The sequence below is a fragment of the Micromonospora sp. NPDC047753 genome (assembly GCF_040642735.1).
Classification (GTDB): domain Bacteria; phylum Actinomycetota; class Actinomycetes; order Mycobacteriales; family Micromonosporaceae; genus Micromonospora.
On record NZ_JBEYSL010000358.1, the window covers coordinates 1 to 7,355 of the forward strand.

At 71.3% G+C, this 7,355-nt stretch carries 9 protein-coding genes; all 9 read left to right on the top strand.

All coding sequences use genetic code 11. The features are described 5' to 3' along the window. Positions 1-703, top strand: a 703-nt coding sequence (gene mbhE, locus ABZ749_RS25230) for a hydrogen gas-evolving membrane-bound hydrogenase subunit E (RefSeq protein WP_357231943.1), incomplete at its 5' end; no start/stop codon positions are given. Continuing rightward, positions 700-1,179, top strand: a complete 480-nt coding sequence (locus ABZ749_RS25235; protein ID WP_357231946.1) for a Na(+)/H(+) antiporter subunit C — start codon at positions 700-702, stop codon at positions 1,177-1,179. The genes mbhE and ABZ749_RS25235, both read left to right, overlap by 4 nt. After that, complete coding sequence (locus ABZ749_RS25240) at positions 1,179-2,684, top strand: Na+/H+ antiporter subunit D (protein ID WP_357231949.1); 1,506 nt, start codon at positions 1,179-1,181, stop codon at positions 2,682-2,684. Before ABZ749_RS25235 ends, ABZ749_RS25240 begins: the two co-directional genes overlap by 1 nt. 41 nt (positions 2,685-2,725) lie before the next feature. Next, a complete protein-coding gene (locus ABZ749_RS25245) occupies positions 2,726-3,292 on the top strand; it encodes a Na+/H+ antiporter subunit E (RefSeq protein ID WP_357231965.1) in 567 nt (188 codons plus the stop codon). Beyond that, positions 3,289-3,552 (top strand): monovalent cation/H+ antiporter complex subunit F, encoded by a 264-nt coding sequence (locus ABZ749_RS25250; RefSeq protein ID WP_357231952.1) that lies wholly within the window; start codon positions 3,289-3,291, stop codon positions 3,550-3,552. The genes ABZ749_RS25245 and ABZ749_RS25250 overlap by 4 nt, the downstream gene beginning before the upstream one ends. After that, a complete protein-coding gene (gene mnhG / locus ABZ749_RS25255) occupies positions 3,552-3,911 on the top strand; it encodes a monovalent cation/H(+) antiporter subunit G (protein WP_357231968.1) in 360 nt (119 codons plus the stop codon). Before ABZ749_RS25250 ends, mnhG begins: the two co-directional genes overlap by 1 nt. Positions 3,912-4,095: 184 nt before the next feature. Beyond that, a complete protein-coding gene (locus tag ABZ749_RS25260; RefSeq protein ID WP_357231955.1) occupies positions 4,096-5,451 on the top strand; it encodes a hemolysin family protein in 1,356 nt (451 codons plus the stop codon). Next, positions 5,448-6,512 carry a hemolysin family protein gene (locus tag ABZ749_RS25265; protein ID WP_357231959.1) on the top strand — a complete coding sequence of 355 codons (1,065 nt, stop codon included), beginning with the start codon at positions 5,448-5,450 and terminating at the stop codon, positions 6,510-6,512. Before ABZ749_RS25260 ends, ABZ749_RS25265 begins: the two co-directional genes overlap by 4 nt. A gap of 124 nt (positions 6,513-6,636) precedes the next feature. Continuing rightward, the coding region (locus ABZ749_RS25270; RefSeq protein ID WP_357231962.1) for a sporulation protein at positions 6,637-7,355 on the top strand (719 nt) is incomplete at its 3' end.

Below are 7,355 nucleotides of genomic sequence, written 5' to 3' on the forward strand. Positions count from 1 at the left end.
GTACGGCCGCAACGTGGTCAACGTGACCCTTGTCGACATCCGGGCCTGGGACACGATGGGCGAGCTGGCGGTGCTGGTGGTTGCCGCGACCGGGGTGGCCAGCCTGATCTTCGAGCGCTCCCGCACCGGGCCGCGGCCGCGCCGGCCCGGTGCCGAGCAGGAGGAGAGCGGACGCGGTCGGCCGGTGTGGCTGCGCGGTGGCCCCACCCTCTACGAGGAGCGCCGCTCGATCGTGTTGGAGGTGGTCATCCGGCTGATCTTCCACACCGTGGTGCTGTTCTCGCTGTTCCTGCTCTTCTCCGGGCACAACGCGCCGGGCGGCGGGTTCGCCGGTGGGCTGGTGGCGGGTCTCGCCCTGGTGGTGCGCTACCTGGCCGGCGGCCGGTACGAGCTGACCGAGGCGGCCCCGATCGGCGCCGGCGCGATCCTCGGCGCCGGGCTGGCCATGGCGGTGGGCAGTGGCGTGGTGGCGTTGCTGCTCGGCGGGTCGGTGCTGGAGAGCGCGAAGGTCGACCGAACCCTGCCACTGATCGGCGACGCCCATCTGGTCACGTCGCTCTTCTTCGACATCGGCGTGTACCTGGTGGTGATCGGGTTGGTCCTGGACATCCTGCGCAGCCTCGGTGCCGAGGTGGACCGGCACATCGAGGCCACTGGGACGGCCAGCGGCGGGTTGGCCGTCGACAAGGGGGACCGGGCATGACGGCGAGCGGTGCGGGGCCGACGTTGGTGCTGGTGCTCGCCGTCGCGGTACTGGTCGGGTGCGGGGTGATCCTGCTGTTGGAGCGCAGCCTGACCCGGATCCTGCTCGGGGTGATCATGCTCGGCAACGGGGTGAACCTGTTGATCCTGTTGGGCGGGCGGTCGGGTGGGGCGCCGATCGTCGGTACGGGTCCGGTGGAGCGGATGAGCGACCCGCTGCCGCAGGCGATGGTGTTGACCTCCATCGTGATCACCTTCGGGTTCACCGCGTTCCTGCTCGCTGTGGCGTACCGCAGTTGGTATCTGTCCGGGGACGACGAGGTGCCCGACGACCTGGAGGACAGGCAGATCATCCGCCGGGCCGGACGCAACGAGGTGGGTACGGTCGATCACGGTGGCGAGGGCCCGAACGGAGACCCGGAACAGGTCGATCCCGAGCCGGCCCGGCGACGGCTACGACGCGGGGACGAGTCGTGATGCGCGCCCTGGTGCCGCTGCCGGTGGTGGTGCCGCTGCTCGGTGCGGCGCTGACCCTGCTGCTGGCCGGGAAGCCCCGAATCCAGCGCGCGATCAGCGTGCTGTGTCTGAGCGGCACGCTCACGGTGGCGGTGGTGCTGCTGGTGCAGGCGTACCGGTACGGGCCGGTGGTGGTGGCGGTCGGGGGGTGGCCGCCGCCGGTCGGCATCGTCCTGGTGGCCGATCAACTGGCCGCGCTGATGGTTGTGGTCTCGTCGGCGGTGACGCTGTGCGTGTTGCTGTACTCGGTGGGCCAGGGGCGCAGCGAGACGAGCGAGACGACCCCGGTGTCGATCTTCCACCCGACGTACCTGGTGCTCACGGCGGGTGTCACGAACGCGTTCCTGGCCGGTGACCTGTTCAACCTCTTCGTCGGGTTCGAGATCCTGCTGGCCGCCAGCTTCGTGCTGATCACCCTGGGGGGAACGGAAACCCGGATCCGGACCGGGTCGACGTACGTGGTGGTCAGCATCCTCTCCTCGATGATCTTCCTGGCGTCGGTGGGTCTGGTGTACGCGGCCACCGGCACACTCAATCTCGCCCAGCTCGCCCAGCGTCTCGACGACCTGCCCGGCGGTGTCCGACTGGCCCTGGAGCTGATGTTGCTACTGGCCTTCGCGATCAAGGCGGCGGTCTTCCCGCTGTCGGCCTGGCTGCCGGACAGCTACCCCACCGCACCGGCTCCGGTCACGGCCGTCTTCGCGGGTCTGCTCACCAAGGTGGGCGTCTACGCGATCATCCGTACCGAGACGTTGCTGTTTCCGGGTGGGCGTGCCCACATCCTGCTCATGGTCGTCGCCGGGCTGACCATGGTGATCGGCATCCTCGGCGCGGTGGCCCAGTCCGACCTGAAGCGCCTCTTCTCGTTCACCCTGGTCAGTCACATCGGCTACATGATCTTCGGGGTGGCGTTGAGCACCGTCGCCGGCCTCTCCGGCGCGATCTTCTACGTGGTGCACCACATCACCATCCAGACCACGCTGTTCCTCGTCGCCGGCCTGGTCGAGGAGCGTGCCGGCAGCACCGACCTGCGTCGTATCGGCGGGTTGGCCCGGGTGGCGCCGCTGCTGGGTGTGCTCTTCTTCATCCCGGCCATGAATCTCGCCGGAGTACCACCGTTCTCCGGTTTCCTCGGCAAGCTCGGCCTGCTCCAGGCCGGGGTGGCCGCCGGCGGGCCGCTGCCCGGGGTGCTGGTCGCGGCCGGCACGCTGACCAGCCTGCTCACCCTGTACGTGGCGTCCCGGGTGTGGAACATCGCCTTCTGGCGCGCGCCCCGGCTGGCCACCAGCGAGCCGGTGATCCAGCTGCCGAGGCTGATGGTGGGCGCCACAGTGGCCCTGGTCGCCCTCGGGCTGGCGTTGACAGTGCTGGCCGGTCCGCTCTTCGACGTCACCACCGACGCGGCTTCGGACCTGCGGCTGCGCACCCCGTACGTCCGTGCCGTGCTGCCGGGCGGTGTGCCGTGACCGGCCCCCCGGAGCCGGCTCCCGACACCCCCGGGCCCGCCATGGTGGGGCGGGGCCGGCTCGGGCGCTGGCGGGACCAGGCGGTGGCGCTCGGGTGGCTGGTGGTGGTCTGGATCCTGCTCTGGGGTGACGTCAACTGGGCCAACCTGATCGGTGGCCTGTTGGTGGGTGCGGCCGTGCTGGTGTTCTACCCGCTGCCGGCGGTCAGCTTCGGTGGCCGGTTGCGACCGTGGGCGCTGCTGGTGTTCGCGGGCCGGTTCGCCGTCGAGCTGGTCAGCGCGAGCCTGCACATCGCCCGGATCGCCGTGCAACCCGGCTACCGTCCGCACGGGGCGATCATCGCGGTCCGGTTGCGGGTGGCCACCGACCTGAACCTGGCGCTCACCGCCGAGGCGGTCTCGTTGGTGCCGGGCACGTTGATCCTCGAAGTGGACCGGGACTCCGGAACTCTCTACCTGCACGTCCTTGACACCCACAGCCCCAGGGACCTGGACGTGGCCCGGGCCCGCACGCTCACCGTCGAGCGGCGAATCGTCCGCGCGATCGGCTCCACCAGCGAACTGCGCCGACTCGACGTCACCTCACCCGAGAGGGGAACCCGCCCGTGACCACCTTCCTGGCCGTCGTCCTCACCGCACTGCTGTCGGTCACCGCGCTCCTCGCGTTGGCCCGCCTCTACCGTGGCCCGTCGCTGATCGACCGGGTGATCGCCGCGGACATGCTGCTCGCGACGATGGTCGCCGGGGTGGGCGCCGAGGCGGCGGTCAACCGGCACGCCACCACGCTGCCCGTGCTGGTGGCGCTCTCCCTGCTCGGCTTCGTGGGTTCGGTGTCGCTGGTCCGCTTCGCCGTCCGGGAGCAGCAGTGATCGCGACGATCGCGGACTGGCTCGGCGCCGGTTGTCTGGTGGCCGGTGCGCTGCTCGCCCTGGCCGCCGGGATCGGCGTACTGCGGTTCCCGGACGCGCTGTCCCGGATGCACGCGGCCACCAAGCCGCAGGTGCTCGGGGTGCTCCTGTTGCTGCTGGGCATCGCGTTGCGGCTGCGGTCCCCGGCGGACCTGGGCATGATCCTGCTGGTGGCGATCTTCCAGTTGGCCACCGCGCCGGTAGCGGCGCAGATGATCGGGCGGGCCGCGTACCGGTCGGGGCGCCTTGACCGGAGCCTGCTCGACGCCGATGAGCTGGCCGAACGCGGATCAGGTGGTGGATCGGCGGGCCCGGCGTGAACGGCCCCGCGCGGTTCCGGTGAACCGGACGATCCGCTCCTTCGGCCCACCCCCAGCGGAGTCCCAGCCAGCGCCGATAAAATAGCGGCATGATCGACTCTTCTGCCCAGGAGGGCAGCAGTAGCCAGCCGGGTCGTGCCCGGCATATCCCCGTACCGACGACCCCGGGAGCCCTGAGCAACCCGTGTTGATCGTCGTCGGTCTCCTTCTGATCATTGTTCTCACTGCCGCCACCGGCTACTTCGTGGCGCAGGAGTTCGGCTACGTCGCCGTGGACCGGGGCAAGCTGCGCCAGCTCGCCGACGACGGCGATCCGGCCGCCGCCCGGGCCCTGACCGTCACCAGCCGGCTCTCCTTCATGCTCTCCGGCGCACAACTCGGCATCACCGTCACCGCCCTGCTGGTCGGTTACGTCGCCGAGCCGTACCTGGGCGGCGGACTCGCCGACCTCCTCGGCGTGGCCGGCGTCAGCGAGGCGGTCAGTCTGCCGCTGTCGGTGGCGTTGGCCCTGGTCATCGCCACCATCGTGCAGATGGTCCTCGGTGAGCTGGCCCCGAAGAACCTGGCCATCGCGCGCGCCGAGCAACTGGCTCGGGCGCTGAGCCGGTCCACCCTCATCTACCTGGCCGTCGCCGGACCGCTGATCCGGCTCTTCGACCGGGCGTCGATCCGGCTGCTGCGCCGGGTCGGCATCGAACCGATCGAGGAACTGCCCAGCGGCGCCACCCCGGCGGACCTGGAGCAGATCATCGCCGAGTCCCGCGAGGAGGGCAGCCTCGACGCCGAGATGTCCACGCTGCTCGACCGAGGTCTGGACTTCCGCGAGCTGACCGCCGGCGAGGCCATGGTGCCCCGCGTCGACGTGCACACCGTCCGGGCGCACGAGCCGGTGAGCCGGGTGGTCGAGCTGCTAGACACCGGCCACTCCCGCTTCCCGGTACGCGGTGCGGAGGGCGTCGACGACGTGCTCGGCATCGTCGGTATCGCCGACGTGCTCGGCGTACCCCCGGGGGAGCGGGCCACCACCCCGGTGAGCGCGGTGGCCGGGCCGCCGCTGCTCGTACCGGAGACGTTGCCCCTGCCCACAGTGCTCGACCGCCTGCGGGCCGGGCACCGGCAGATGGCGTGCGTGGTCGACGAGTACGGCGGCTTCGCCGGCGTCATCACGCTCGAGGACATCGCCGAGGAACTGGTCGGCCCGATCCGCGACGAGGACGACCCACCGGACCGGGCACCGGCCCGGCAGGACGACGGGTCCTGGGTGGTGCCGGCCCGCTGGCGGATCGACGAGGTCGCCGACAGCACCGGCATCGCCCTGCCCGAGGCACCCGAGTACGACACCCTGTCCGGGTTGGTGATGCGGGAGCTGGGCCGGGTGCCCGAGGTCGGTGACCGATTGGAGATCAGCCTGCAACCCGAGGGCGCGGACGGCGAGGTCAACGAGGCGGAGCCCCGGGCGCTGGTCGAGGTGCTGGCCGTGGACCGGCACGTGGCCGACTCGGTGCGGTTGCAGCTGACCAAACCCGAGGTGACCGCATGAGCCCCGGGATCGCACTGTTCAGTTCGGTGATCCTGCTGGCGCTGAACGGGTTCTTCGTGGCCGCCGAGTTCGCCCTGGTGGCCAGCAAGCGCTACCGCCTGGAGCAGGCGGCGGCGAACGGTGGCCGGGCGGCACGGGCCGCGTTGGATGGCGTCCGCGAGCTGTCGCTGATGCTGGCCGGCGCGCAGCTCGGCATCACGCTGTGCACCCTGGGTCTCGGCGCGCTGGCCGAGCCGGCGATCGAGCACCTGCTCAGCCCCCTGCTGCACGCGGTGGGTCTGCCGGACGCTGCCAGTCACCTGATCGCCCTGGTCTTCGCCCTCGGGGTGGTGACCTTCCTGCACCTGGTGGTGGGGGAGATGGCGCCGAAGTCGTGGGCGATCACCGACGCGGAGCGCTCGGCGACGCTGCTCGCGTTGCCGTTCCGCGCCTTCGCCCGGGTTTCCCGGCCGGTGCTCTCCGCGCTGAACGCCCTGGCCAACGCGATCCTGCGGCTGTTCGGCGTCAATCAGCAGGACCAGCTCGCCCAGGTGCACGGCCCGGACGAGCTGCGGATGCTGCTGGAGCAGTCCCGGGAGCACGGGCTGCTCGGTGCCGAGCAGCACCAACTGCTGACCAGCATGCTGGAGTTGCAGGGCACGTCGGTGGCGCAGGTGATGGAACCGTTCGCGACCATGGTCACCGTTCGCCGCGACGACCCGGCCGAGCGGATCGAGGAGGTCAGCCGGGACAGCGGCCGATCCCGGCTCGCGGTGCTCGACGAGGCGGGTGACGTCTGCGGGCTCGTGCACGTCCGGGAGGCGGTACGGGTGGTCACCACCGGACGGGTCGCCAGCGCCGGGGAGCTGATGACCCCCGCGTTCACCCTGCCCGCGACGTCCTCGGTCACCGAGGCGGTGGCGGCGATGCGGGCCCGGCAGTCACAACTCGCGCTGGTCCGCAACGGCGGTGGCCCGGCCCGGCCGATCGGTTTCGTGGCCCTGGAGGACCTCCTGGAGGAGGTCATCGGGGAGTTCGACGACGAGACCGACACGGTGCCCCGCGGGCGGCGGTTGCGCTGACCCCTACGACCCGGCCGCGCCGAGGAGGCGCGGCCGGGCCGGCGCGGCAAGCTTGAGGTACACCCCGACCGGGTAGGCGCGCCGAGTGGGGCCGGCACGGCCCCTTCCGGGGAGGGGGCGTGCGGTGCGGCTGACGGGAGTGTCCCCGGAGTCCGGTGGGACCGGGCTTTCCGTGCAGACCACGCTGCCCAACCCGAGTACCCGACCGGGCCTGCGCCTGCCCGGGCGGGTGACCCTCGCGGCCGGCCCGGACAACGTGCTGGTGCGGCACATCCGTCTCGGCCTGGTCACCACCGTCGAGCCGGACGACCCGTCCGCGCCCCGGCGTCTCATGCAGTTCTTCGACCTGCCGATCGCCGGCCGGTTCGTCGTACCGGCCGGTCGGCGACGGGCTGTCGACTTCGCGTTCCCGCTGCCGTGGGAGACCCCGGTGACCACCTTCGGTGGAGTGCCGCTGCTGAGCCTGCGGATGGGTTTGCGGACCGAGGTGTCCCTCGACCCCGATCTCGACCAGGGGGCCATGGTGCCGGTCTTCGTGCACCCGATCCCCACCCAGCAGCACGTGCTGGCGGCGCTGGACACCCTCGGCTTCATGATCCGCCAGTCCGGGTTGCAGGAGGGCGGGTTGCCGGGGGTGGAACACACCCTGCCGTTGCACCAGCGCTGGGGCTACTGGGTGGGGCCGCTCTACGCCGGCCCGATCACCGAGCTGGAATTGATCTTCGTGACCAACTCGGCGGGTCTGGAGGCGATCCTCTGGATGGACCGCCGGCTGGCGCTGGCCGGCATCACCCACCAGAGCATCAGCCGGTTCCGGATCTGGCACGAGGGCGCCGACCGGCG

Bases quoted from the DNA above. Each gene is read 5' to 3' on its own strand.
- ABZ749_RS25265 (WP_357231959.1), top strand. From the start codon at position 5,448: ATGAGCCCCGGGATCGCACTGTTCAGTTCGGTGATCCTGCTGGCGCTG.
- ABZ749_RS25245 (WP_357231965.1), top strand. From the start codon at position 2,726: ATGGTGGGGCGGGGCCGGCTCGGGCGCTGGCGGGACCAGGCGGTGGCG.
- ABZ749_RS25235 (WP_357231946.1), top strand. From the start codon at position 700: ATGACGGCGAGCGGTGCGGGGCCGACGTTGGTGCTGGTGCTCGCCGTC.
- ABZ749_RS25240 (WP_357231949.1), top strand. From the start codon at position 1,179: ATGCGCGCCCTGGTGCCGCTGCCGGTGGTGGTGCCGCTGCTCGGTGCG.